Genomic DNA, 25,868 nt, shown 5'->3' with positions numbered 1-25,868 from the left:
TAAAGTTCTGTTTTTTTTATTTTCTATTTTTTCTATTCCTGTTTTTATTACTTTTCGTATTTTTTTTTATTATTTCTTATTTTTTATTACTTTTCATATTTTTTTATTACTTCTCGTAGTTTTTATTACTATTTCGTATTTTATATTACTATTTCGTATTTTATATTACTTCTCGTAGTTTTTATTACTATTTCGTATTTTATATTACTATTTCATATTTTATATTCTTTTATTTTCATTCTTTTACTTAAGAGATCTAAAAATTTAACTCATAAAATCTCTAGTCCTTTTAGCTTCTTCTAATGCCAATCGCTCTTCTTCTGCTAAGACAACAAAAGCTTCTCCTTTAATTACTTCTTTAACATAAGTATAACATCCTTCTCTGCTAGAATGCATTGAATTAAGAATAAACCCATCATTGTTATCATTTAACATGGCTAATGCAAAACTTAACTTTCCGCCCATTTCTTTAAAAGCATCATATTTTACAATACCGACTTTTTGATAAGTAAGAATTAAATTTTCACTGATTTTATTTATTTTGTTTTTTATTTTTTTACTTTCTAATTTTAATTCATCAACTTCTGCAAATCTGGTAATAAATTGATTTTCTAAACTTTTACCATCTGCTCCAACCATAAATTTTTTATACCTTTTATTAACATTGCCTAGTTTAGCCATTAATATAATAACAAGTATAAATAGTACGATGGTAAAACCGGAAACACCGATTAAAACATAACCCATATCAATTCCAAGTGTATCAAAAATCTGCATTTGTACTTATTCTCCTTTAATTAATAGATTCAAATAATTCAATAATACGTTCTAATTCTTCTGTTGAATAGTAATCAATTTCTATTTTTCCATTATTATTGGATTTTTTCTTTATAGAAACCTTAGTACCAATTATTCTTTTCATTTTTTCTTCTAGATCCCGATAGATATATAAGTCTTCTCTTGTTACAGCTGTCTCTTTTTTAACTTCATCCTTCGCATTCATTAAGTTTTTAACTAATTTTTCTGTGTCTCTTACACTTAATTTTTCATCAAACACTTTCAATGCTACCTGATATTGTAGCTCCAGATCTTCAACAGCCAATAAAGTTCTTGCATGCCCACTCGATATCATTCCATCTATTAACATTTGCTGTACTTTTGGATTCAGTTTTAACAATCTCATGGAATTAGTGACTGCAACCCTGCTTTTTGATACTCTTTCGGCCACTTCATCCTGCTTCAAATTGAATTCCTTGATAAGATTCTGAAATGCCATTGCTTCTTCTATTGGATTTAAATCTTCTCTTTGTAAATTTTCGATTAATGCAATTTCCATTATTTCTTGAGGAGAATAATCTTTTATAATCGCAGGAATTTTCTTTAAACCGGCTACCTTAGCAGCCCGCCATCTTCTTTCACCTGCAACAATAACATAATATTTATCTTTCTTTTGCAGAATCAAAGGTTGTATTATTCCATATTGTTTAATCGAATCTGCTAATTCCTGAATAGCATCTTCGTCAAAATTTTTACGAGGTTGTCCTTTATTCGGTTCAATTTCATTTATGTTTATTAATGTTTCACGTGAAACATTATCATCCGGTTGTTTTACTGATTGAATGCCACTCTTGTCCACCTTTTCTGGTATCATAGAATCCAATCCCTTACCTAGACCTCTTTTTGCTGTTGCCATTTTCATATTCCTTTCTAAAAAGTTTAACTATTAAAACCTAAGTTAAAAATGTCTTAAATCTACACATTACAATTACTTTTATTAATTTTTATGTATATTTTCACAATTAAGAATGAATTAAATATATATTTACTTTTGTATTAAGTCATTATAAAACCTATTCTCTAAAAATTATCATTATTTATATCAAAAACTATCTACATCATTTAATAAATATAAACATACCAGCAATAAGTTAATAATTTATTCGTTATTTTCAATTATTATTAATAGTATCTCTCTCTATAACTTCATCTGCTAAATCTCTATATCCCTCTGCACCAGCGGATTTTGGATCATATATATTAATTGGAAGTCCATGGCTTGGTGCTTCGGCTAATCTTACATTTCGAGGTATGATTGATTTATAAATCGTCTGCTTTAAATTCATCTTTACGTTTTCAACAACCTGTAAAGATAAGTTTGTTCTGGCATCATACATAGTAAAGACCACCCCTTCAATTTCCAAGTTAGGATTTAGTCTTTGTTTTACCAAATTGATTGTATGTATTAATTGAGATAAACCTTCCAAAGCATAATACTCACATTGAATCGGAACTAACACGGTATCCGCTGTTGTCATTGCGTTTACAGTTAATGTATTTAGAGAAGGGGGACAATCTATAATTAAATAATCATAATTATCTCTGATTTTACTTATCTCTTTTTTTAAAATATATTCTTTTTCCTCGATTCCGATCAACTCTATTTCAGCTCCAGCCAAATTTACGTTAGAGGGCAATAGAGAAAGGTTATCAATGATATTATTCAAAAGGCAATCTTCAATGGTACAATCCCCTATCATTAATTCATATATTGTATTCTCTAGATTGTTTTTATCTATACCTAATCCACTGGAAGTATTACCTTGTGGGTCTATATCTATAGTTAAAACTTTCTTTCCTTTTTCAGCTAAGCAAGCGGATAGATTTATGGCGGTCGTTGTCTTACCGACTCCACCTTTTTGGTTAGCCACAGCTATAATACGTCCCATTTTATTCCCCCTTTACAATTCTAAATTTTAACCACTTAATTATAACACTTATTCATACATATATCTATACTTTCCGACATAGTTTACAAAAATGTTTCACGTGAAACAAAAAGCGTACAATCTCATTTTGATTTGTACGCTAAAAGTATTATATATTATAATTTACTTCATTATAGAATTTCTACAATATTATTTTTTATTGCATAAACAGCTGCTTGTGTACGATCAGAAACACTTATCTTTTTAAATATATTAGATACATGATTCTTAACTGTTTTTTCACTAATGGATAACTGATAAGCAATTTCTTTATTAAATAAACCTTCTGTTAATAGTTTTAGTACTTCCATCTCCCTCTTGGTAAGTAAATTATCCTCTGTTAATTCATCTTGTTCAGAGTTTTCTAATTTTTCTTTCATTAGAGATACTAATTCACTTTGAATATAATTCTCACCGTTGAAAACAGAAAATATTGCTTTTCTTAATACATCACATTCTGAATCTTTTAATACATACCCATCCACTCCTATATCAACTGCTTTCATAAGGTACTCAATTTCATTATGGATAGTTAAAATTAAAATTTTACTCTTACACTTATTTTCCTTCAATTTTTGAAGAACTTGAAGACCATTCATCTGCGGCATATTAATATCCAGCAAAACCACATCTGGATTTAAATTTTTAATTATTTCAAGACATGATACCCCGTCTCCTGCCTCTCCAATAACTACTATATCACCATCTAATTCCAGAAGCTGTTTTAATCCTTCCCTTACCATACGGTGATCATCTGCGATAACAATTTTAATCGGTTCCATTATTTATACGTCCTCCTTGCATGGTTTAGCGGTACCTTAACTAAAATCTTTGTTCCTTTGTTTTCTTTTGATTCTATATTAAAATCTCCAGATAAAAGCAATACTCTCTCTTTCATCATAGATAATCCATACCCTGAAACCATATTTTCTTTTGTCTCGATATTAAAATCCTTTTTAAATCCAATACCATTATCGTATATTGATAATAATATAAAATCATCTTCGTAATCTAAATCTATTATAATTTCATTCGCTTTACCATGTTTAATAGCGTTATTGGATGCTTCTTGGACTATTCGGAATAAGGTTAAATTAATTACCGGTAAGATACTTTTTTCTTCGTTTAAAACTTTTAAATTAATATCAATTTCATGATTCTTTTTGAAATCCCTGATATATCTCTCAATTGTTGCTATTAGACCTAAATCGTCTAAAGACATAGGCCTTAATCCAAAAATAATATTTCTCATATCATTAATGGTAGTTTTAATTGTATTAATCATTGTTTGCAATTCCAACTTGGCACGAATCGGATCAACATCAATTAATCTTGTACACAATTCAGTTTTATGCATCATATTTGTCAGGTTTTGTACAGTGGAATCATGTAAGTCTCTTGCTATACACTTTCGTTCATTTTCTTGCGTTTCTAATACATTAATTCCCATTTCCAGGCTGATTTTATTTTCAGTACTGTAATTTGCAGATTCGTTAACCGCTCCCGGTTCTTCAATACAATTGCTTTTCATTGTATAAAAACAATTTATCAAATTATCCAGGCTATTTTTACGCTTAATTAAAAAGAGAAAACTTTCTTCCGAATCTTTTATTTTTGATTCAATATTTTGTTTCTCTGCAGTTAAAAAGCTTACCCTATTATCTTTATCATTTTTTATAGACGGAGAAAATAAATCAGCATTAGAATTATTTTTATTAATAACATCTAAACTATTATTAATTTCTTTTAATTCTTCTTCTAAACATTTAATTGTAGTATTAATTTGATCAAGTTCTTTCTGGGTCTGCTCTTCATTTTGTGTTAAAAAATTTAGCGCATCGCATAATTGTTCCATAAACCCCATATTATCATCTTGATGAATCATAATAATATAACTCTCCCTATTTTTTAACTATATAATATAACATAATTAGCTTTTTTTAAAGTCTAAATTGAAAAATAAAAAATAATTTTTCTTAAAAAGTCCCAAATTAGTTATTTTTTGTCACATTTCTTGCAGATGGAATTTAGTAAAACTTTCATAGCTATATGATCAATTCCAGCTTCTTGAAAAACATCCCCATAAGTTTTAAAACCTATTTTTTCGTAAAATGGAATTGCATTTACCTGTGCATTAATGATTACTTCATTCGCTCCGGACAAAAATGCTTTATTTACCAAGAGCCTTACTATAAAATCACCGTAGTACTTGCCTCTTTCTTCCTTTAAAACAGCAATTCTTCCCACTCTGTAATTGATACCATCATTGTATACTCTTCCGGTTGCTACAGGTTTCTTACTTTCACTATTATCATATACAAGAGCATGAATTGATAAATCATCATATTCATCAAACTCCTCATCCTCTGATACCCCTTGCTCTTCTACAAAAACTTTTCTTCTAATATTGAAAACTTCTGATAAGTCGTCACCATAATATAGATATTTTCCTTGTACCAAAATGTTCACCTCTGATTATTTTTTACCGTAACAATTAAATTGTCTTTTTATATTATAATACTTATTTATCTATTATGGTAAATTTTTTATAAATATTAAATAAAGTGCCAATCGCCTTTTCATGATGGAATGCATAAAGATATTAAATAAATAATTTTATACACTAAAGACAACTGACACTCCAATATTCTTATAATTTTAAGGTATTGTTAATATGCATAATTAACTCATTATTAATAAAATACCATATTCTACATTATTCGTCAACATATTACATTATTCCTCGTTATATTTATTAAAAAAAGTAATAAATATATGAATTTCTAAAAATAAATGAAAAAAAATTGAAAAAGTAATAATTAAAATAGTTAAAAATATCTATGCAGATACTTATATAATAGGTTCTTTCGAAGGTTTTCCGGCATTTCTTGGATATGATTTAGGTGTAGCTTTTAATTTTTTAATTAGTATTAATGTCCGTTCCATATCCGTACCAGGTAATTGAAAATTATCAACCTTATCAACGCAACCCCTAAAATATCAATTGCCTTTTTTGATTCTTCTAATTCCGCTTGAATATTTCCTGCTTTATATGAGATGAAATACCCTTGGACTTTTAAATATGGTATACAATATTCCGAAAGTGTTGATAATTTTGCTACTGCTCTGGATACGCAAAGATCAAATTTTTCCCGATAATTCCTGTCTTTCCCGAAATCTTCGGCTCTTCCGTGCACAGCTGTAATATTTTTTAATCCCAGCTCCCTTATTACATCATTTAAGAAATTAACTCTTTTATTTAATGAATCTAATAACACTATTTCTAAAGAAGGAAAAGCAATTTTTAAAGGGATTCCAGGGAAACCAGCTCCGGTACCCATATCCAGAACCTTGATTGCCTGGTTAATATTATATACCTTAATTATAGAAAGGCTGTCTATAAAATGCTTTTTTAAAACTTCCTCATATTCAGTTATTGCAGTGAGATTCATAACTTCATTTTTTTCTATTAACATTTCATAATATTTTAAAAATTGATCCACCTGTTTATCCGATAATGTTATATTTAATTCATTTAACAAAAGGGAAAATGCTGCTTTCCTATCCATCGCTCTAATCCTTCTAATCTATGAGTAAATTTCTCAATAGTAATATTTAAATTTTATAAATTATTCTCTTACTTAAATGTTCCTTTTATTCATTACTTGCTTTTCTTTTATATTGTTCTAAATATATTAGAAGTACTGAAATATCAGCCGGAGAAACACCTGATATTCTGGAAGCTTGTCCCACTGATACAGGTTTGATCTGCATTAATTTCTGTTTTGCTTCAATTCTTAAACTTGGAACATTGGTATAATCCAAATCTTTCGGTATGAGTTTGCCTTCTAATTTTTTAAACTGTTCCACCTGTCTTAATTGTCTTTGAATATATCCTTCATATTTAATATTTATATTTATCTGTTCTATTATATCTTTCGGTAAGGGTTTTCTGTTTTTATCAATAGATTCAATTATTTCATAAGACAATTCAGGACGGCGAATTAATTCACCTAAGGTAGTTCCTGTTTTTAACGTATTGCTGTTACTTTCCTCTAATAAAATCTGTACTTCCTGGTTTGCCCCAATTAAAGTATTATTTAACCGTATCATTTCCTCTTTTATCTGTTTCTCTTTTGTTAAAACTTTTTGATATCTTTCTTCTGGTATTAATCCAATCTGATAACCTATCTTGGTTAATCTTAAATCGGCATTATCCTGCCTTAATAATAAACGGTATTCAGCTCTGGATGTCATCATACGGTATGGTTCATGGGTTTCTTTTGTTACCAGATCATCAATCAATACACCGATATAAGCCTCGGAGCGATCCAGTACGATTTGATTCTTGCCAAGAAGTTTCATAGCTGCATTAACACCTGCCATTAAACCTTGAGCTGCAGCCTCCTCATAACCGGAACTTCCGTTAAATTGTCCGCCGCTGAATAATCCTTCTATGTTTTTAAACTCCAATGTAGGTTTTAACTGCATTGGATTAATACAGTCATATTCAATTGCATATGCGTTACGCACAATTTTTGCATTTTCCAGACCTGCCACACTTCGGTACATTTGATATTGAACGTCTTCCGGAAGAGAACTGGACATACCGCCAACATACATCTCATTGGTGTAATTACCCTCCGGTTCAATAAATACCTGATGTCTGTCTTTATCTGCAAACTTAACTACTTTATCTTCAATAGACGGACAGTACCTGGGGCCGGTACCTTTTATATTTCCTGAATATAATGGAGAGCGATCAATATTGGCTCTGATTATATTATGAGTCGTTTCATTGGTATAGGTTAACCAACAGGATACCTGTTCTTTATTTATTTGTTCTGCTGTGTTGGTAAAAGAAAAAGGTACAATTTCTTCATCTCCAAACTGTTCTTCCATTTTACTGAAATCTATGGATCTTTTATCAATTCTTGCCGGTGTTCCGGTTTTAAACCGATACATTTCGATTCCAAGGGATTTTAACGAATCTGTTAAATGATTTGCGGCCTGTAATCCATTTGGTCCTGTGTAATTACTTACGTCACCATAAACACATCTTGCATTCAGATAAGTACCGGTACATAAAACTACGGCCTTACAAGGATAAATTCCACCTGAAAAAGTCTTAATACCCGCAATTTTTCCTTCTTCAACAAGTATTTCAGCTACCTCTGCTTGTTTTAATGTTAAATTTGGAGTATTTTCAAGTATTTTTCTCATGGATCTGCTATAATCCTGCTTGTCTGCCTGTGCACGTAAGGAATGGACTGCCGGTCCTTTTGATATATTTAACATTTTAGACTGAATAAAGGTCTTATCAATGTTTTTACCCATTTCACCGCCTAATGCATCAATTTCTCTTACTAAATGCCCTTTTGATGTTCCTCCTATATTAGGGTTGCAGGGCATTAAAGCAATACTATCCATACTGATTGTAACTATTAATGTATTTAGAGATAATCTTGCACATGCTAGTGCTGCTTCACATCCTGCATGGCCCGCACCAACTACTACAACATCATAAGCTTCATACGTATATGACATTATATCCTCCTCTGTTATCTAAGCTTAATATTACTTTTTAATGCCAGATAGGTGATATTAAGCAAATCAAGGACATTAGATTATATTCCCACCAAATAATAAAGTCCCATTTATAAATTTCTATAAATACATCATAAAATATAATATTTCAATTTAAATTTAATTTACTATAAACTTTATTGCTTAACTACTTTTATAATAAAAACAATTTAATAAGATTTAATTTACAGCTGTAATTGATTAATAAGAAAAAACATAGTAAGAAAATACATAGTATATAAAACCTTATTTACCCATGCAGAATTCTCTAAAGATTGTATTTACCAGGTCTTCATCTACCGCCTCACCGATAATACTTCCTAACAGTTCATAAGCATGCATTATATCAATGGAGTAAAAGTCCTCCGGCATTTGATCTTCGATACTCTTTTTCACCATCTCAAGACTCTCAATACTTCCGGCTATCGCTTCTTTTTGTCTCATATTTGTAATATATATTTCATCATTAAAATTCAACTGGCCCCTGAAGAATTGATCGATAATCCATTTTTCAAGTAAATCGATTCCCTGATTCTCCTTAGCTGAAATTGAAATAACATCTTTACCGGTTAATGTTTCAATCTCTTTGGGATTAATTATAACATCAAGATCCGATTTGTTAAATAATATTACTGCCTTTTTATCCGTTATAAGGTTAATAATTTCTTTATCATTTTCATCCAAATTTCTTGAAGCATCAATAACATAAATAACTAAATCTGCGTCCAAAGCAGATTTTTTAGCCTTATCCACACCGATTTTTTCAATAATATCTTCAGTAGTTCGTATTCCTGCCGTATCAATTATATTTAATGTAATATTACCTAATTGAATTGTTTCTTCTAATGTATCTCTGGTTGTTCCTGCTATTTCCGTTACAATTGCTCTGTCAGTTCCAACTAATATATTTAATAAGGAAGATTTACCGGCATTGGGTTTACCTATTATAACTGTTTTAATTCCTTCTTTTAAAAAACGTCCATTTTCAGATGATTTTAATAGTATTTTCAGCTCTTTTAAATTATCATCTATATGAGAATTTAATTCATCGCCAAAACCTTCCAAACTAATATGCTCCGGATCATCTAAAGCAGCTTCAATAAATGCCAAATCATGTATTAAACCGTCCCGTATGACTTTGATTTTATTTAATACATTACCACGTAATTGATTGATTGAATTTTTAAGCGCAAATTCGTTTTTGGCATTAATAATGTCACTAACTGCCTCAGCCTGGGATAAATCGATTCTTCCATTTAAAAAAGCACGCTTCGTAAATTCTCCTGGCTCTGCAATTCTTGCACCATTTTTAATAACCGCCTCTAAGATTCGTTTCGTAACAACGATTCCTCCATGGCAGTCAATTTCTATAACGTCCTCTTTCGTATAACTCTTTGGACCCTTCATTATCAGGATCATTACTTCATCGATTATGACTTCATCATCCACAATAAATCCATAATGAATCGTATGACTGGGCATTTTAGAAATCTTTTTATCCCCGCTCTTACTTTTATATATCTTATCCATAATTGACAATGCATCATCGCCGCTTATACGAATGATACTGATTCCGGCATTATTCATTGCAGTTGCAATAGCAGCAATCGTATCTTTATTCATCTTTACACACATTGCATATCGCAAGGCTGATTGCGATACTGCCACAATAATAAATTGTGAAACATATTTCACAGGTTGAAAGAATCTTCTTGTGGCATCCTTTCATTGATAATATTTTCTCTCAGCCTTCAGACAGGATGCCCTTTGACGGCATCACAAACTTTAAGAATGAATCCTGGAATAATGTTAGAAAAGAGTGTATCAAAGCAAATTTATCTTTAATACACCCTCACTTCTATTCCACTTCACTATGCTTTTGACTAAACTCTCTGTTCTTATTTATATTCCCGTTATATTCTTTATTAGAGCTGTTATTGTGTGCGTATTTACCATGATTATTATATTTATAATCTTTGTTAACCGCACCTTTTTTCAGAGTGACAACTACCCTTCTATAAGGTTCTTCCCCTTCACTATGGGTTTCCACATATTTATCATTTTGTAAAACAGAATGGATAATTCTTCTCTCATAAGGATTCATAGGTTCTAAAGAAACGGGCTTTTTCGTTCTCTTCACTTTGAATGCTATGTTTTTACCCAGGTTCTCAAGGGTCTCTTTCCTTCTTTGACGATAATTTTCAGTATCCAGTTTTACTTTTAAATAATTATCACTTTCTTTATTTAATACAAGACTCACTAAATATTGAAGAGAATCTAAGGTTTGTCCTCTTTTACCAATCAGTACACCCATATCATCACCAACAATATTTATATCGATAGAGGATGCTTCTTCGTCATACACAACTTCTAATTTAGCATCAATATTCATGGCTTTAAACACTTTACTTAAAAAGTCTTTTGCAATATTATCCACGCTGTCTTTTAATTTTACACGTATCTTGGCAGGTTTATTAAATAAACCTAAAAAACCACTGCTTTCTTTTTCAATAATCTCATATTCAACCCGGTCACTGGTTGTTTGCAATTTAATTAAGGCTTCTGTTAACGCTTCATCTACAGTTTTAGCAGTAATTTCTAACCATTCCATAATTACTTATCCCCCTTATTATTATTCCTATTATTAAGAAGGTTCGCATACGCAGATATACTACCGGCTTTATAAGATTCATCGCCCTTCTTATAATCGGATGGTTCATAGTTCTTTTTTACAGCATTTGCATAATTTGATGTTGAAGTATTTACATTTTCTACCGGTACTTCAATTGATCTGGTTTGTTTCTTTGCTAATTCTTCCATGGAAGCATTGGGGTCAATTCCTAATTTTGCTTTACGTTTATTAGCTTTCATTACATTTTTTTCAATTAAGGCATCAACATCTACTTTTTCCATGTGTTTATTTATAATAAACTGTTGGATAATAGCAAATAAACTGCCGGCTACCCAGTAGATACCTACACCGATAGGTAACATAAAGCAGAAAAATCCTGACATAATAGGCATAACCGTATTCATGGTATTCATAGTTGAACTCATAGGATTATCTTTATCTGTCGGATTTAATGCCTGAGTCTGTTTACCCTGAATAAACTGTAAACCGGCTGCTAATATTGGAATAAGTATTCCCGGAAATGAAAATCCAGGAGCATCTATAATATTCAAACCTCCAATAAACCTGTTAACACTGGAAATATTCGCATAATTCTGATCTATCACTGTTAAAAGGGATGGAAAATTATTCTTTAATTCCGCCCATTGATCTGACTTAAATTTTGATAAAATGTCAATTACATGATTAACGGAGATAATTCCATCAGCCGTTACTTCATTAAAGGAAGACGCTTTAACATTAACCTTCTCTGCCAGACTGGTCATGATGTCTACATAACCATTTGTACCTCTGATGGCTTCCGCAATATTGCTGTACATTTGATTTATATCGTGTACATATGCAGGAATATTATATATTACCCGGTATAATGCAAACATGATTGGTAAAGTTATTAATAATGGCAAACACCCTGCAGTAGGACTTGCTCCGTATTTCTGATAAACGGCCTGGGTTTCAGCCTGTTGTTTTCTTAATGACACTTCATCTTTTTTTCCTTTGTATTTAGCTTGAATCTTGGATATTTCCGGATTCATTTTAGATGACAATTTGGAAAATTTTTGCTGTTTTATGGTTAAAGGAATCATAAAACCCCTAACGATAAACGTAAATAAAATAATAACGATAGCTACATTTTGTATTCCGAATAAACTTAAGAATTCATAAATAGCATTTAATATCCATCCTAATAATGATTCAATCGGACCTAATATACCGCCTCTCTGCGTTAAAAATATACTAAACAAATTAATTTCCTCCTTGGACACACCACTTTAAGTGCCATATTCCCTGACCAAACTCTTTACGGAACCGGATCATAACCACCTGTTGCAAAAGGATGGCATCTTAAAACTCTCCTAATAGCTAAATACGTTCCTTTAATTGCACCATATTTTTCCAGTGCCTGTAGTGCATACAAAGAGCAGGTAGGCGTATAGATACAACTGGACCTTCCTTTAAGAGGAGAAATAAACCTTCTGTATAATTTAACTAAAAATATTAAAACTCGCTTTATCACGACTTTATCATCTCTTTTAGAATTTTATGCATCTTTGCCAAATGAATTAATGCACTATTAATTTCATTATAACTCTTTCCTCTTGCACCTGCTCTTGCAATCACTACTATGTCTAAACCACTATTAAACATATTTTCATTCATTCTGTAACTTTCACGAATTAATCTTGTTAATCTGTGCCTTATCACACTGTTACCAACTTTTTTACTTACAGAAATTCCAATCTTATTCTTTTCTGTCTCATTCTTTAAAACATACATTATTAAATACGTATTTGCATAGGATTTGCCATTATGGTATACGTTTTTAAAGTTGGTGTTGCTTTTCATTGATTCTGACGATTTCAAAATCCCACGGCCCTTTCTCAAAAACAGATTAAACTTTAGACGCCCGCTTTGACGAACATCTTATGTTTACAATAAACGACCGCCCTAAGCGAACGCCTCAAATTAACAACTTTAGCCTGCCTATTGCAGACCCCTTATGTTAATATTAGTTTTATAAGAGAAGAAAAGGCCACAATAATGCGACCTATGCTGATAATTTGTGTCTACCTTTTGCTCTTCTGCTGGCTAAAACTTTTCTTCCGTTTGAAGTACTCATTCTTGCTCTGAATCCATGAACTTTAGCTCTGGATCTTTTCTTCGGTTGGAATGTCATTTTCATTATTGTGCACCTCCTTCTAAATATACCAAAATATATATGGTAAGCGTATTTGTTCTATTTTAATTAAATTTAAAATATCATGTTTTATTATATTCGTTAACTGCTTGTACGTCAAGTAGTTATTTTATTAATATCAGCATATATCGGACAGTTTATTTCTATTATCTTTCATAAATACTAAATTATTCAATTATAAAATTAACATAATACATTTTATTTATTAATTCTCAGTATAAGTTTTTAAGTATAATCGAATAAATTAATAATTTAATTAAATTACATATGGAATTTATATTATTATGAAGTAATGATAATAAATTGAAATTATTTGGTAATTATAGTATAATATTTACAGTATTCAACTAATTTAAAGGAGATATGGAATATGGAAAACAGAGCATTGAAGATTCAAGCACCTATGAATAACAAAGTTTCTCTAAAAATCATACCTGGTCATTTTGCAACGGGGTACTCCCATATTAATTTATATCTTGATATGACTTCTCTGAAGACCCGCTTAAACGAAGCTATGGAAGCATCTAAAACGTTAGCTAAATTTAATAGTAATGATATTATTGTGGATACCATAGTCTGCATGGACGGGTGCGAAGTTATGGGTGGTTTTCTAGCATTAGAACTGTCCAAAGCCGGTATATTATCCATGAATGCCCACAAAACAATTTATATCATATCTCCCGAATATAATAGCGGACAATTGATTTTCAGAGATAATAATCTGCCGTCCGTAAACGGCAAACATATATTATTATTCGTTGCATCGGTTACTACCGGCAATACGGTTAGAAAATGCATCGAGTGTATAAAATACTACGGTGGAATCATACAAGGTATTAATGCAATATTTAGTGCGGTAAATAAAATTGAAGGTATTCCGGTATACTCCATATTTAGAAGTAAAGATTTACCCGAATATAAAAATTACAAAATAACTGAATGTCCTTTTTGTCAGTCGAACTAGAAAATAGAAGCCATTGTGAATGGATATGGATATACTAAATTATAATAGACTACTGGATTTATACTTTATTATACTTTTTATCCTTTTATATTAAGTATTAATCCTTTTACCTTTTTGATATATATTTAAAAATAGCTCCTTTTTCATTCTCAGAAAGCCTCGAATACGGGGCTTTTTATTTTTCATTTTTCTCATCTTAAATTACATTCTTTTTTTTCTGAAGTACCGGAAAATCACAATAAAAAATTAAAAACAATTATTTCACACATAGTTATCCACAAATTGTTGATAATTTGTGGATAACTATGTGAATTGGTGTGAATATTTAAAACAATTGTAAATTAAATTCCCAAGAAATCTGGAATTTTTTGATGTTTATACTTTTTATAATTTATTCACACAATTGTTGTTAAACTTGATTTTTATGGGGATATCCGCCTTCTTAAGAGATTAAATTACATATTTTCATTGAAATATCCACAATTTTGTTATATCATATAAGTTAGGTATGTACGAAATTTTATATTAGGGAGATTAATGTAATGAATGAAATTCAAGATAAATGGGACGAAATACTGGAATATCTTAAAATCGAACATTGTGTAACTGATGTTTCTTTTAAAACCTGGTTGCTTCCTTTAAAAGTATATTCAGTAAAAGATAATTTAATTACTATATCTATAGATGATAAAATGATCGGCCCTGACAGCAAAAATTTCATAAGCAGAAAGTATGGTATTCCATTAAAGGTTGCTATTACAGAAATCATGAACCAAAATTTCGATTTGGAATTTATATTGGAAAGCCAAATAGAACCTGCAAAAGCCAAAAGTACAACAGCTTCCGCAGAAGTTAATAAAAATCAGAAAAACGGTTTGTCTTTTTTGAATCCAAGATATACCTTTGATACATTTGTGGTTGGTGCCAATAATAATCTGGCACACGCTGCGTCTTTAGCAGTTGCCGAATCCCCGGCAGAAATTTATAATCCGCTATTTATCTATGGAGGTGTAGGACTTGGTAAAACCCATTTAATGCATTCCATAGCTCATTATATATTAGAACAAAATGCTAACAGTAAGGTTATGTATGTAACCAGTGAAAAGTTTACCAATGAATTGATTGAATCCATACGTAATGTAAACACTACACCGACCGAGTTCAGGGAAAAATACCGTAATATTGATGTTTTGCTAATCGATGATATTCAGTTTATTATTGGTAAGGAAAGTACTCAGGAAGAATTCTTCCATACTTTCAATACTCTGCATGAATCGAAAAAACAGATTATTATATCCTCCGATAAGCCGCCGAAAGATATATTAACCTTGGAAGAAAGGCTTCGTTCCCGTTTTGAATGGGGCTTAACCGTTGATATTCAGCCGCCGGATTATGAAACCAGAATGGCAATTCTTAAGAAAAAAGAAGAACTGGACGGTCTGCAGATTGATAATGAAGTTATGAAATACATCGCAACGAATGTTAAATCAAATATCAGAGAATTAGAGGGAGCTCTAACTAAAATAGTAGCCCTTTCCCGTTTAAAGAAACAGGAAGTTAATGTAACCCTTGCGGAAGAAGCATTAAAAGACCTTATTTCTCCGGATGATAAAAAACAGATAACACCGGCTTTAATCATTGATGTTATTGCAGAACACTTTAATATTACATCTACTGATATCTATTCTGTCAATAAGAGTAGGAACATAGCATACCCAAGACAAGTTGCCATGTATTTATGCCGTAAATTAACGGATTTTTCCCTTTCTGATATTGGAAAGATTATGGGTAACAGAGATCATACCACCGTTCTGCATGGTATTGATAAAGTTGAATCCAATATAAAGAAAGATCCCAGTATGCAAAATACAATTGAAGTATTAACCAAAAAAATTAATCCTTAATAAAAGGTTTATTTTTTTCCACACGCTGCTGTTGGTAGATTGTTATTCTCATGTGAATTTGCTTTGGATAACTTAAGGATTAATTTTAAGCTGATTTTTTCATACAAATTCGCTTTAGATTCTTTCACATGGTTATCCTTTTCTTAAAACCATGAATTTTATAGCTTTAAAGTACTTATACACAAATTAACAGCCTCTATTACTACTGCTAGAAAATTTAATTATATATATTTACATGAAAACCTCGAAGGGAGTTATACACAATTATGAAGATCGTTTGTTCTAAAACAGAATTACTAAATCGTGTTAATATAGTTTTAAAAGCGGTTCCAGCTAAATCTACGATGCCTATATTGGAATGTTTAATAATTGAAGTAAAAAATGATAGAATTAAATTAATTTCTAATGATATGGAATTAGGAATAGAAACCTTAGTGAAGGGTGAAATTATTGAACCCGGAACGGTAGCTGTAAATGCAAAAGTATTTTCTGAAATTATCCGTAAGCTGCCTGATAATGATGTAACCATAGATACAGACAGTAATTACTTATTAACTATAATCTGTGAAAAAGCGAAATTTACCATATCCGGAAAAAGCGGAGAAGAATTTCCGTACCTGCCTAATATAGAAAAGAAAAGTGCAGTTGTTTTATCCCAATTTACACTAAAAGAAGTAATCAGACAGACGGTATTCTCCATATCCGATAATGAAAGCAATAAAATAATGACCGGTGAATTATTTGAGATTAACGGAAGTGAATTAAAAGTAGTTTCATTGGATGGTCACCGAATTTCAATCAGAAAAATAACATTAAAAGAAGAATATAATGATATAAAAGTAATTGTTCCTGGTAAAACTTTAATTGAAGTAAGTAAAATTTTGTCAGGTGAATTTACAGATGAAATTAGTTTATTTTTTACTGATAAACATATTCTATTTGAATTTGATGATACCATTGTCTTATCCAGGTTAATCGAAGGTGAATATTACAAAATTAACCAAATGTTATCCAGCGATTATGAAACGAAAGTTACGATTAATAAAAAAGAATTATTAAACTGTATTGACAGAGCTACCCTGTTAATCAAAGAAACAGAAAAGAAACCTATTATTGTAAAAATTGATGATAGAAATATGGAGCTTAAAATAAATTCAACCATAGGTTCCATGGATGAAGAAATAGACATTACGAAAGAAGGCAAAGATATAACCATAGGATTTAATCCTAAATTCTTTATTGAAGCCTTAAGAGTAATTGATGATGAAGATATCGATATTTATCTGATTAATCCGAAAGCTCCTTGTTTTATCAGAGATAAAGATGAATCATATATTTATTTAATACTACCTGTAAATTTTAATTCCGCAGTTCAATAAATAGTATTTTATCAATAATCTCTAAGTCGTTCGTATTATAGATTATTGGTATGATTAATATTATAATTATACGGTAACTAACAGTCTGGAAAGGTTAGGGTATTAAAATGCAAATAATTAAATTAAGAGAAGATTTCATTAAATTAGGCCAAGCCCTAAAAGCCGGCGGTTTAGTAGAATCCGGAGTTGATGCTAAGCTTGTAATACAGGATGGCTTGGTAAAAGTAAATGGAAACACAGAAATACAAAGAGGTAAGAAATTATATGATGGTGATATAGTCGAATTTAATCATGAGACTATAAAAATTGAAAAATAATTAGAATCGTGGTGCTGGAATGTATATCAAAACCCTTGAACTAAAAGATTTCAGAAATTATGATAATCTTTTTATGGAATTTCATAATGGTATTAATATTCTATACGGTGATAATGCCCAGGGAAAAACCAATATTTTAGAAGCAATTTATATTTGCGGCACTACGAAATCTCATAAAGGTAGTAAAGATAAAGAAATTATCAAGCTGGATAAAGACGAATCCCATATAAGGATTTTATTAGACCGTGATAAAGCAACTCATAAAGTGGATATGCATTTAAAGAAAAATAAACCCAAAGGGGTAGCGATTGACGGGTTGCCTATCAAAAAATCCAGTGAATTATTTGGAATCGTTAATATTGTATTTTTTTCTCCGGAAGATTTAAGCATCATAAAAAATGGTCCTTCCGAAAGACGCAGGTTTATCGATCTTGAATTATGCCAGCTGGATAAAGTTTACTTATATAATTTAACCAATTATAATAAAATTATTAGCCAAAGAAATAATTTATTGAAACAGATCAGTTTTAATAAAAAATTACTGGATACACTTAGTATATGGGATATGCAATTGGTAGAATATGGAACTCAGATAATTCAAAGAAGAAATCTATTTATAGAGCAGCTTAATGAAATTGTATACGATATACATAGAAAATTATCCGGTGACAAAGAGCAATTGGTTATAAAATATGAACCAAACGTAAGTATTGAAAGTTTTAGCAATAAACTTGCCGATTCCCAGGAAAGAGATATTGCTTTAAAAATGACAAATGTGGGTCCTCATAGGGATGACATCAGTTTTTTAAACGGTGATATCGATATCCGAAGATTTGGATCCCAGGGACAGCAGCGAACTTCGGCTTTATCATTAAAACTTGCAGAAATTGAATTAGTGAAAAAGATAACCCAAGATAAACCAATTCTTTTATTGGATGATGTGTTATCTGAGTTAGATAGAAAAAGGCAGAATTATTTACTGAATAGTATTCACGGTATACAGACTATCATTACTTGTACAGGCCTGGAGGAATTTATCACAAACAGGATGGAATGTGATAATATTTACAGGGTTGTCGAAGGCACAGTTACTAACGAGAATACATCTACATTGGAAATCATCCATAGAAAAACAGGAGGCAATTTATGAGTACAGAATACGGTGCAGATCAAATCCAAATACTGGAAGGTTTAGAGGCAGTCAGGAAAAGGCCTGGTATGTATATTGGCAGTACCTCAGCAAAGGGCCTACATCATTTAGTTTATGAGATTGTTGATAATGCAGTTGATGAAGCTTTGGCAGGAATTTGTGACAGGATAGAAGTAATCATTAATAAAGATAATTCCGTAACCGTAATTGATAATGGACGTGGAATACCGGTGGGAATCAATCATAAGAAGGGAATACCTGCTGTTGAAGTGGTATTTACCATTCTCCATGCGGGAGGAAAATTCGGCGGCGGAGGATATAAGGTATCAGGCGGTTTGCATGGTGTTGGTGCTTCCGTTGTTAATGCTTTATCGGAATGGCTTGAAGTTACGATATATTTGGATGGCAAAATCCATAAACAAAGATATGAAAGAGGCAAGGTTGCCAGACCCTTAGAAGTAATTGGTGAAACTGACAGAACAGGAACAACGGTTACTTTTTTACCGGATAAGGAAATATTTGAAGAGACGGTCTTTGATTATGAAGTTCTAAAACAACGTCTTCGTGAGATGGCATTTTTAACCAAGAATTTAAAAATAATATTAAAAGATGACAGGGTAGAACCTCAGGTAGAAAGAGAATTCCATTATGCGGGCGGTATTAAAGAATATGTGGAATATCTTAACAGGCATAAGGATCCGATATATCCTGAGATTGTTTACTGTGAAGGCAACAGGGATAATGTATATGTTGAGGTAGCTATGCAGCATAACAGTTCCTATACGGAAGGCTGTTATAGCTTTGTTAATAATATTACTACTCCTGAGGGTGGAACCCATCTGGCAGGATTTAAAAATGCATTAACGAAAACTTTTAATGAATTTGCCAGAAATCTAAAATATTTAAAAGATAATGAGCCTAGTCTCAGCGGTGAAGATATCCGAGAAGGCCTGACGGCGATTATCAGCATAAAAATACCGGAGCCTCAGTTTGAAGGACAGACGAAGCAAAAATTAGGTAACAGTGAGGCCAGAGGTGCTGTTGACAGTATTGTCAGCGAGCAGCTGACTTATTTTCTGGAGCAGAATCCCAGTGTTGCAAAAATAATTCTGGAAAAAGCAATTTTAGCCCAAAGGGCCAGAGATGCAGCAAGAAAAGCCAGGGATTTAACAAGGAGAAAAACCGCTTTAGAAGGCATGAGTTTACCGGGTAAATTAGCAGATTGTTCCGATAAGGATCCCAAAAACTGCGAAATTTATATTGTTGAGGGTGATTCTGCGGGTGGTTCCGCTAAGACTGCCAGGTCCAGAGCGACCCAGGCAATCCTGCCTTTAAGAGGTAAAATATTAAATGTTGAAAAGTCGAGATTGGATAAAATATTAGTTAACAACGAAATTAAAGCCATGATTACGGCTTTTGGAACAGGAATATCAGATGATTTTGATATTTCTAAATTACGTTATCATAAAATCATTATAATGACGGATGCCGATGTGGACGGAGCCCATATCAGTACTTTACTATTGACATTTTTTTACCGTTTTATGCCTGACCTAATCAAAGACGGGCATGTTTATATGGCTCAGCCGCCGTTATATAAAGTTGAAAAAAATAAGCTGGTAAAATATGCTTACAGCGATGAAGAACTAAACCAGATATTAACGGAAATCGGACGTGATTCCAATAATAAAATCCAGCGGTATAAAGGATTAGGGGAAATGGATGCGGAACAGCTTTGGGAAACAACCATGGATCCGGAGAGAAGGGTTCTGTTAAGGGTAACCATTGATGAAGAAGAATCCTCTGAAATTGATTTAACTTTTACAACCCTAATGGGAGATAAAGTGGAACCAAGAAGAGAATTTATCGAAACCAATGCAAAATATGTTAAAAACTTAGATATTTAATATCTGTACTGAAATGTAATTTTTGAGATTTTATTCTATGAATTTTTCGAAAACTACGTTGACATAGAATTGATGGAGGAGAACAAATGGACGAAAATATCTTTGATAAGGTTCATGAGGTTGATCTGAAAAAGACAATGGAAACATCATATATCGATTATGCCATGTCTGTAATAGCAGCCCGTGCACTTCCGGATGTAAGAGATGGTCTGAAGCCGGTACAAAGAAGAATATTATATGCTATGATAGAGTTAAATAATGGTCCTGACAAACCGCACCGTAAATGTGCACGTATTGTCGGTGATACCATGGGTAAATATCATCCTCACGGAGACAGCTCTATCTATGAAGCATTGGTAAAACTGGCTCAGGATTTTTCAACTAGATATCCATTAATAGACGGCCATGGTAATTTTGGTTCTGTGGATGGAGACGGAGCAGCCGCAATGCGTTATACGGAGGCCCGTTTAAGTAAAATTTCCATGGAAATGATATCGGATATTAACAAAGATACGGTTGATTTTTCCCCGAACTTTGATGAAACAGAAAAGGAACCAACGGTTCTTCCTTCCAGATATCCTAATCTGTTAGTAAATGGAACATCCGGAATAGCAGTTGGTATGGCAACCAATATTCCGCCTCATAACTTAAGAGAAGTTATTAATGCCGTAGTTAAAATGATCGATAATAACATTTTGGAAGACAGAGATACTTCCATGGAAGAATTATTGGAAATCGTGAAAGGCCCCGATTTTCCTACCGGTGCAAGTATATTAGGTGTCAGAGGAATTGAAGAAGCTTATCGTACCGGCCGCGGAAAGATTAGAGTACGTGCGGTATCTACTATAGAAACCATGGCAAATGGCAAAAACCGTATAGTAGTTACCGAACTTCCCTATATGGTTAATAAAGCCAGATTGATAGAAAAAATAGCTGAACTTGTAAAAGATAAGAAAATTGACGGTATCACGGAATTAAGAGATGAGTCAGACCGTTCCGGTATGAGAATTTGTATTGAATTAAGACGTGATGTCAATGCCAATGTGTTATTAAACCAGCTGTATAAGCACACCCAAATGCAAGATACATTTGGGGTTATCATGATAGCTTTAGTAGATAATCAACCCCGTGTATTAAATCTTCACGAGATGCTGAAGTATTATTTAATACATCAGGAAGAAGTTGTTACGAGAAGAACAAAATACGATTTAAACAAAGCAGAAGAGCGAGCCCATATTTTACAGGGATTATTAATTGCTTTGGATAATATTGATGAAGTTATCAATATTATCCGTTCTTCTAAAAATATTAATATAGCAAAAGAACGATTAATTGAAAGATTCTCTTTAACCGATGTACAAGCTCAGGCAATTGTGGACATGAGACTTCGTGCATTAACAGGTCTGGAAAGAGAAAGACTTGAGAATGAACATGCTGAATTAATGGAAAAAATTGCAGAATATAAAGCAATTCTTAGTGATACTAAAAAATTGCTTACAGTTATAAAAGATGAAATTACGGTTATTCGTGATAAATACGGGGATGACAGGAGAACTTCCATAGGTTTTGACGAAGATGATCTGTCTACGGAAGATTTAATCCCCAATGAAAATACGGTTCTCGCTATGACCAGATTAGGATACATAAAGAGAATGACAGTAGATAACTTTAAGAGTCAGCACCGAGGCGGTAAGGGTATTAAAGGAATGCAGACCATTGATGAGGATTTTATCGAAGATCTGTTAATGACTACAACCCATCACTATATTATGTTCTTTACCAATAAAGGACGTGTTTACCGGTTAAAAGCTTACGAAATACCGGAATCCGGCAGAACGGCCAGAGGAACCGCCATCATCAATCTTCTTCAGTTATTGCCAGAGGAAAGAATTACAGCCATTATTCCGCTTAAGGAATATCAGAATAATAAATATTTATTTATGGCGACGAAAAAAGGTATTGTTAAGAAAACACCGATTAAAGAATATGAAAATATTCGTAAATCCGGTTTACAGGCAATAAATCTCAGGGAAGATGATGACTTAATAGAGGTAAAAGCGACCAACAATAAAAAAGATATTATCTTAGTTACCCAAAATGGCCAATGTATCCGGTTTAATGAAAAAGATGTCAGAAAAACCGGCCGTACTTCTATGGGTGTAATAGGTATGAACCTGGAAGATAATGATGAGATTATCGGAATGCAGCTAAGTACCCAGGGAGAATCACTTTTATTTGTATCTGAAAAAGGTATGGGTAAACGAACCAGTATGGAAGAGTTCTCTGTTCAGAGAAGGGGCGGTAAAGGTGTCAAATGCTATAAAATTACCGAAAAAACGGGATATGTTGTAGGTGTTAAAGCAGTAAATGAAGAAAATGAAATCATGATTATAACGACGGAGGGTATAATTATCCGTTTAGCAGTAAAGGATATATCAAACTTGGGAAGAATTACATCCGGTGTTAAGTTAATTGATATGGATACAGAAAAAGATATTACGGTTGCAAGTATTGCTAAAGTAAGAGATAATAATACTCAGACTTCAGATGAAGAGGTTATCAAACAGCTGGAAAAGGAATTAAAAGAAGAAAATTCTGATAATCAGGCTGTTGATAATTCTATAGATGATGAAGAAAGTTATGATGAAGATGCTGAATCAGAAATTGAAATCCAATCCAATGATGGTATGGATGTGGAATAGGATTTCAAAAATATCAATCGGATAAAGAAGTTATTTTTAAACAGATAAAAAATATAAAAAATAAGCCTGAACCTGTTATGTATCAAATAGTTTCTATTATTTCTGAGATAATCGGAAATAGAACAATTTATTATAACAGGGATAAGGCTTATTTTTTAAAATGTACCACTACTACTTACCCAAGCAAGAGCGTACCCGGAAGTATTATGTTTCGTATCACACAATCAGGATATAAAATATGCTAATTGGCGAACCATAATGAAATTTGGCTTTTGACACTCCAATTCTAAAAATAAAAATAATAAAAAGGAGACCAAATGAATACGATACACACCGACATTATAATAAAAAATATAAAAGAAATGTGCATAGAGGCTAATTATAATCTATCACCGGATATACGGGAGGCTGTAAAAAAATCAATTTCTAAAGAATGTTCCACCATTGGCAAACAGATATTAGAGCAATTAGATGAAAATTTAGTGATAGCAAAAAACGATAGTATACCAATTTGCCAGGATACCGGAATGGCAATTGTATTTATAAAAATAGGACAGGACGTACACATTAAGGGAATTAATTTAGAAGATGCAATTAATGAAGGAATCAGGCAGGGATATGAGGAAGGATTTTTAAGAAAATCTATTGTAGGGGATCCTCTCCTTAGAATTAATACCAAAGATAATACACCAGGAATTATACATTATGAGATTATACCCGGAGAGACTATGGAAATAACAATAGCTCCAAAAGGTTTTGGAAGTGAGAATATGAGCCGGGTTTATATGCTGAAACCATCTGATGGGATAGAAGGAGTTAAAAAGGCAGTTATTGAGACTGTAAATTTAGCAGGACCCAACGCTTGTCCGCCCATAGTAGTCGGCGTGGGTATTGGCGGCAGTTTTGAAAAATGCACATTATTAGCGAAAAAGGCTTTAACCAGGAATATTAATGAACATTCCAAATTAGATCACATTAAAAACCTAGAAATGGAATTATTAAGTGAAATTAACAAATTAGGTATAGGACCCGGAGGACTCGGCGGTAGGGTTACTGCATTAGGTATTAATATTGAAACCTATCCGACACATATAGCAGGACTGCCGGTAGCAATTAATATTTGTTGTCATGTAAACCGGCATATAACCAGAATACTAAGGTAAATAATCATGGAAAAGGGTAAAAAGGATAAAAGAAGGGTTTTTTCAAAAGATAAGGCAGTTAATATGTAAAAGAAGGATATTAATAAGATATAGTAACAAATTAAGCTGAAAAAAATTTTTTTATCCACGGATTAATAGATATCTCTCATTGATTTGTGGATAAATTGCTAAATTAGGAGGCAGTACGTGGAAAAACATATAAAAACTCCGTTAACTGAAGAAATAACGAAAGAGTTAACAGCAGGGGATTATGTATATATTACAGGAACCATATATACAGCCAGAGATGCAGCACATAAAAGATTATATGAAAGAATGTTAAATGGTGAGAAAGCACCATTTGATTTTAACGACACTATTATTTACTACTTAGGTCCAACACCGGAAAGAGAGGATCAGGTTATCGGATCAGCCGGACCTACAACCAGTAGCCGTATGGATAAATACACTCCTCTTTTACTTGAACATGGATTAAAAGGTATGATTGGAAAAGGTAAAAGAAGTATAGAGGTAATTAATTCTATTATAAAAAATAAAGGAGTTTATTTTGCTGCTGTCGGGGGAGCCGGTGCTTTGTTATCAAAGAAGATAAAAAAGTCTGCAGTAATTGCATATGATGATTTAGGAACGGAAGCCATAAGAGAATTGTATGTTGAGGATTTTCCGGTAATAGTTGTGATAGATTGTTTAGGTAATAATCTATATGAAACTGCTCAAAAAGAATTTAGAGAAGAAAATTTTATAGATTAATTAATCTAAAACGAATATTTTTCATGGTAAGAAGTAGACTAATCAATATCTATATAACAAAAAAGCAGCATTTTAATCTATTATCAAAAAAATATAAAAATTGTTTTAGAAAATTGTTGACAAATGAAAAAGCGTTTGCTATACTATCTAATGCACCTGACGAGAAAAGTTAGATGTTAATAATTAAATATGATGAATGGAAGTTCAGATCATGGAGAAATACTCAAGAGGCTGAAGAGGCGCCCCTGCTAAGGGTGTAGGTCGTTTGCGCGGCGCGAGGGTTCAAATCCCTCTTTCTCCGTCATATTTTTATTAATACTATTTTCTGTATCAGTTTTGTTAAAACAAAAAAGAATTAATTGATATCTAATATTAAATAATTTTTAAAAAAGTGTTGACAAAATATAAGTGCTGTGGTAGAATAGTTTTTGCTGACGCGATGAGAGTTAGCC

General features: G+C 32.0%; 22 protein-coding genes, 1 tRNA gene and 1 pseudogene. 10 read left to right on the top strand and 14 right to left on the bottom strand.

Annotated elements, in window-relative coordinates:
• Positions 1-264: 264 nt before the first annotated feature.
• From Ana3638_RS05495 to rpmH, 14 genes and pseudogenes are all read right to left on the bottom strand, one after another.
• On the bottom strand, positions 265-777 hold the full coding sequence (locus Ana3638_RS05495) for a DUF4446 family protein (RefSeq protein WP_161837131.1): 513 nt from the start codon (positions 775-777) through the stop codon (positions 265-267).
• 16 nt (positions 778-793) lie between these two features.
• Positions 794-1,693: a ParB/RepB/Spo0J family partition protein gene (locus Ana3638_RS05490; protein WP_161837130.1), complete on the bottom strand. Its 900-nt coding sequence runs from the start codon at positions 1,691-1,693 to the stop codon at positions 794-796.
• A gap of 256 nt (positions 1,694-1,949) precedes the next feature.
• Positions 1,950-2,726 carry a ParA family protein gene (locus tag Ana3638_RS05485; protein WP_161837129.1) on the bottom strand — a complete coding sequence of 259 codons (777 nt, stop codon included), beginning with the start codon at positions 2,724-2,726 and terminating at the stop codon, positions 1,950-1,952.
• 170 nt (positions 2,727-2,896) lie between these two features.
• Positions 2,897-3,547, bottom strand: a complete 651-nt coding sequence (locus Ana3638_RS05480; RefSeq protein WP_161837128.1) for a response regulator — start codon at positions 3,545-3,547, stop codon at positions 2,897-2,899.
• On the bottom strand, positions 3,547-4,650 hold the full coding sequence (locus tag Ana3638_RS05475) for a sensor histidine kinase (RefSeq protein WP_161837127.1): 1,104 nt from the start codon (positions 4,648-4,650) through the stop codon (positions 3,547-3,549). The genes Ana3638_RS05480 and Ana3638_RS05475 overlap by 1 nt, the downstream gene beginning before the upstream one ends.
• Positions 4,651-4,760: 110 nt before the next feature.
• On the bottom strand, positions 4,761-5,225 hold the full coding sequence (locus Ana3638_RS05470) for a GNAT family N-acetyltransferase (RefSeq protein ID WP_161837126.1): 465 nt from the start codon (positions 5,223-5,225) through the stop codon (positions 4,761-4,763).
• Positions 5,226-5,615: 390 nt separating this feature from the next.
• A pseudogene (rsmG, locus tag Ana3638_RS05465) lies at positions 5,616-6,334 on the bottom strand (16S rRNA (guanine(527)-N(7))-methyltransferase RsmG).
• An 85-nt stretch (positions 6,335-6,419) separates the two neighbouring features.
• Positions 6,420-8,312: a tRNA uridine-5-carboxymethylaminomethyl(34) synthesis enzyme MnmG gene (gene mnmG / locus Ana3638_RS05460; protein WP_161837125.1), complete on the bottom strand. Its 1,893-nt coding sequence runs from the start codon at positions 8,310-8,312 to the stop codon at positions 6,420-6,422.
• Between the two features lie 285 nt (positions 8,313-8,597).
• Positions 8,598-9,974: a tRNA uridine-5-carboxymethylaminomethyl(34) synthesis GTPase MnmE gene (gene mnmE, locus Ana3638_RS05455; RefSeq protein ID WP_161837124.1), complete on the bottom strand. Its 1,377-nt coding sequence runs from the start codon at positions 9,972-9,974 to the stop codon at positions 8,598-8,600.
• A 235-nt stretch (positions 9,975-10,209) separates the two neighbouring features.
• Complete coding sequence (gene jag / locus Ana3638_RS05450) at positions 10,210-10,962, bottom strand: RNA-binding cell elongation regulator Jag/EloR (protein ID WP_161837123.1); 753 nt, start codon at positions 10,960-10,962, stop codon at positions 10,210-10,212.
• A 2-nt stretch (positions 10,963-10,964) separates the two neighbouring features.
• The gene (locus Ana3638_RS05445) at positions 10,965-12,227 is read right to left on the bottom strand and encodes a YidC/Oxa1 family membrane protein insertase (RefSeq protein ID WP_161837122.1); all 1,263 of its coding nucleotides are present in this window, start codon (positions 12,225-12,227) and stop codon (positions 10,965-10,967) included.
• A 56-nt stretch (positions 12,228-12,283) separates the two neighbouring features.
• A complete protein-coding gene (yidD, locus tag Ana3638_RS05440) occupies positions 12,284-12,496 on the bottom strand; it encodes a membrane protein insertion efficiency factor YidD (protein WP_161840454.1) in 213 nt (70 codons plus the stop codon).
• Complete coding sequence (rnpA, locus tag Ana3638_RS05435; RefSeq protein WP_161837121.1) at positions 12,496-12,846, bottom strand: ribonuclease P protein component; 351 nt, start codon at positions 12,844-12,846, stop codon at positions 12,496-12,498. Before rnpA ends, yidD begins: the two co-directional genes overlap by 1 nt.
• 184 nt (positions 12,847-13,030) lie before the next feature.
• Entirely contained in the window at positions 13,031-13,165 is a 135-nt protein-coding gene (gene rpmH / locus Ana3638_RS05430; protein ID WP_161837120.1) for a 50S ribosomal protein L34, read from the bottom strand.
• 385 nt (positions 13,166-13,550) lie between these two features.
• Between rpmH and Ana3638_RS05425 the strand changes: the two genes are divergently transcribed.
• The 10 genes from Ana3638_RS05425 to Ana3638_RS05380 all read left to right on the top strand — a co-directional run bounded on the left by Ana3638_RS05425 (position 13,551) and on the right by Ana3638_RS05380 (position 25,717).
• Positions 13,551-14,144: a phosphoribosyltransferase gene (locus Ana3638_RS05425; protein WP_161837119.1), complete on the top strand. Its 594-nt coding sequence runs from the start codon at positions 13,551-13,553 to the stop codon at positions 14,142-14,144.
• A gap of 542 nt (positions 14,145-14,686) precedes the next feature.
• Positions 14,687-16,048, top strand: coding sequence for a chromosomal replication initiator protein DnaA (gene dnaA, locus Ana3638_RS05420; protein ID WP_161837118.1), 1,362 nt, complete (start codon positions 14,687-14,689; stop codon positions 16,046-16,048).
• A 266-nt stretch (positions 16,049-16,314) separates the two neighbouring features.
• Positions 16,315-17,427 (top strand): DNA polymerase III subunit beta, encoded by a 1,113-nt coding sequence (gene dnaN / locus Ana3638_RS05415; RefSeq protein ID WP_161837117.1) that lies wholly within the window; start codon positions 16,315-16,317, stop codon positions 17,425-17,427.
• A 107-nt stretch (positions 17,428-17,534) separates the two neighbouring features.
• The gene (locus Ana3638_RS05410) at positions 17,535-17,744 is read left to right on the top strand and encodes an RNA-binding S4 domain-containing protein (protein WP_161837116.1); all 210 of its coding nucleotides are present in this window, start codon (positions 17,535-17,537) and stop codon (positions 17,742-17,744) included.
• Between the two features lie 19 nt (positions 17,745-17,763).
• Positions 17,764-18,894, top strand: coding sequence for a DNA replication/repair protein RecF (recF, locus tag Ana3638_RS05405; protein ID WP_161837115.1), 1,131 nt, complete (start codon positions 17,764-17,766; stop codon positions 18,892-18,894).
• Positions 18,891-20,801: a DNA topoisomerase (ATP-hydrolyzing) subunit B gene (gyrB, locus tag Ana3638_RS05400; RefSeq protein ID WP_161837114.1), complete on the top strand. Its 1,911-nt coding sequence runs from the start codon at positions 18,891-18,893 to the stop codon at positions 20,799-20,801. Before recF ends, gyrB begins: the two co-directional genes overlap by 4 nt.
• 86 nt (positions 20,802-20,887) lie before the next feature.
• Positions 20,888-23,503 (top strand): DNA gyrase subunit A, encoded by a 2,616-nt coding sequence (gyrA, locus tag Ana3638_RS05395; protein ID WP_161837113.1) that lies wholly within the window; start codon positions 20,888-20,890, stop codon positions 23,501-23,503.
• Between the two features lie 317 nt (positions 23,504-23,820).
• Positions 23,821-24,666, top strand: coding sequence for a fumarate hydratase (locus tag Ana3638_RS05390; protein WP_161837112.1), 846 nt, complete (start codon positions 23,821-23,823; stop codon positions 24,664-24,666).
• A gap of 186 nt (positions 24,667-24,852) precedes the next feature.
• Positions 24,853-25,416 (top strand): Fe-S-containing hydro-lyase, encoded by a 564-nt coding sequence (locus Ana3638_RS05385; RefSeq protein ID WP_161837111.1) that lies wholly within the window; start codon positions 24,853-24,855, stop codon positions 25,414-25,416.
• Between the two features lie 213 nt (positions 25,417-25,629).
• A tRNA-Ser gene (locus tag Ana3638_RS05380) sits at positions 25,630-25,717 on the top strand.
• The last annotated feature ends 151 nt before the right edge of the window (positions 25,718-25,868 follow it).

The sequence above is a fragment of the Anaerocolumna sedimenticola genome, assembly GCF_009931695.1.
Taxonomy (GTDB): Bacteria; Bacillota; Clostridia; order Lachnospirales; family Lachnospiraceae; genus Anaerocolumna; species Anaerocolumna sedimenticola.
The sequence above is the reverse complement of the archived record's forward strand: the minus strand, read 5'-3'. Positions and strand labels throughout refer to the sequence as shown.

Excerpts from the sequence above, each read along its gene's own strand:
- Ana3638_RS05495 (WP_161837131.1), bottom strand. The coding sequence starts at position 777 with ATGCAGATTTTTGATACACTTGGAATTGATATGGGTTATGTTTTAATC.
- Ana3638_RS05490 (WP_161837130.1), bottom strand. The coding sequence starts at position 1,693 with ATGGCAACAGCAAAAAGAGGTCTAGGTAAGGGATTGGATTCTATGATA.
- Ana3638_RS05485 (WP_161837129.1), bottom strand. The coding sequence starts at position 2,726 with ATGGGACGTATTATAGCTGTGGCTAACCAAAAAGGTGGAGTCGGTAAG.
- Ana3638_RS05480 (WP_161837128.1), bottom strand. The coding sequence starts at position 3,547 with ATGGAACCGATTAAAATTGTTATCGCAGATGATCACCGTATGGTAAGG.
- Ana3638_RS05475 (WP_161837127.1), bottom strand. The coding sequence starts at position 4,650 with ATGATTCATCAAGATGATAATATGGGGTTTATGGAACAATTATGCGAT.
- mnmG (WP_161837125.1), bottom strand. The coding sequence starts at position 8,312 with ATGTCATATACGTATGAAGCTTATGATGTTGTAGTAGTTGGTGCGGGC.
- mnmE (WP_161837124.1), bottom strand. The coding sequence starts at position 9,974 with ATGAATAAAGATACGATTGCTGCTATTGCAACTGCAATGAATAATGCC.
- jag (WP_161837123.1), bottom strand. The coding sequence starts at position 10,962 with ATGGAATGGTTAGAAATTACTGCTAAAACTGTAGATGAAGCGTTAACA.
- rpmH (WP_161837120.1), bottom strand. The coding sequence starts at position 13,165 with ATGAAAATGACATTCCAACCGAAGAAAAGATCCAGAGCTAAAGTTCAT.
- Ana3638_RS05425 (WP_161837119.1), top strand. The coding sequence starts at position 13,551 with ATGGAAAACAGAGCATTGAAGATTCAAGCACCTATGAATAACAAAGTT.
- dnaA (WP_161837118.1), top strand. The coding sequence starts at position 14,687 with ATGAATGAAATTCAAGATAAATGGGACGAAATACTGGAATATCTTAAA.
- dnaN (WP_161837117.1), top strand. The coding sequence starts at position 16,315 with ATGAAGATCGTTTGTTCTAAAACAGAATTACTAAATCGTGTTAATATA.
- Ana3638_RS05410 (WP_161837116.1), top strand. The coding sequence starts at position 17,535 with ATGCAAATAATTAAATTAAGAGAAGATTTCATTAAATTAGGCCAAGCC.
- recF (WP_161837115.1), top strand. The coding sequence starts at position 17,764 with ATGTATATCAAAACCCTTGAACTAAAAGATTTCAGAAATTATGATAAT.
- gyrB (WP_161837114.1), top strand. The coding sequence starts at position 18,891 with ATGAGTACAGAATACGGTGCAGATCAAATCCAAATACTGGAAGGTTTA.
- gyrA (WP_161837113.1), top strand. The coding sequence starts at position 20,888 with ATGGACGAAAATATCTTTGATAAGGTTCATGAGGTTGATCTGAAAAAG.
- Ana3638_RS05390 (WP_161837112.1), top strand. The coding sequence starts at position 23,821 with ATGAATACGATACACACCGACATTATAATAAAAAATATAAAAGAAATG.